Origin of the sequence: Neisseria sp. HMSC069H12 (genome assembly GCF_001812735.1) — a bacterium.
Lineage (GTDB): Bacteria > Pseudomonadota > Gammaproteobacteria > Burkholderiales > Neisseriaceae > Neisseria > Neisseria subflava.
Genome location: NZ_KV810256.1, coordinates 1 through 621, shown reverse-complemented (window position 1 = coordinate 621; position 621 = coordinate 1). Strand labels below are relative to the sequence as shown.

The 621-nt window shown below is 40.9% G+C and carries 1 protein-coding gene and 1 pseudogene; one reads left to right on the top strand and one right to left on the bottom strand.

Annotated elements, in window-relative coordinates; genetic code table 11:
• A pseudogene (locus HMPREF2872_RS04060) lies at window positions 1–390 on the top strand (hypothetical protein); the annotation flags it as partial.
• Between the two features lie 28 nt (window positions 391–418).
• On the opposite strand, the gene HMPREF2872_RS11985 reads toward HMPREF2872_RS04060, so the two are convergent.
• The coding region (locus HMPREF2872_RS11985) for a hypothetical protein (RefSeq protein WP_283118984.1) at window positions 419–621 on the bottom strand (203 nt) is incomplete at its 5' end.

The following is a 621-nucleotide window of genomic DNA, read 5'->3' as shown; positions in this document are numbered from 1 at the left end:
ACCGAAGCAAGATTCCAGCTAAATCCCCATCCTAAACAGGCATACCGCCTTAAAATCAAAATTAACGATGCACCCGGACCGTTGAAGTTGATGGGGAGTATGAGTGTAGGTTATGGAGCAAGAAATTGCTCGTATATTATTAATCGCATTGAAGGAGTGGCTGCCAATCCGGAAAAAGATTTGGAAATTGAAGTTCGCCAGCTAGCGGAGTTTGAATACGAAGCCATTGTCTATACTGATGCAATGCAGGATGAAAATTACTTTAATGAAGGTGTCTGCCATTGGCAGATAGAGGGATTCGGCTTGGGTTTTAAAGCAACAGGAGAGCCATCAGAGACTAGATTTAGTTTTGGAAATATTTTCAATGATTTGATAGAGAAAAAACATTAACCAAATATTATTGGAAATGGTCATATCCTTATTTTACACGGGAAGATGGTTCCATTTCTCCGGATTTTGTCAATTTCGGTATTACCTCTCCTGAACTGTATAGTGCCGAAGAACATAAAGAAATGTTCACCATAACCGTAACCCTTAAGGAAATCAAACCATGAGCAGCATTACCCGACAGCAGCAGGCCGATCTTGCGGTAGACGCCTGCAATATCTGTATCTTTACCGT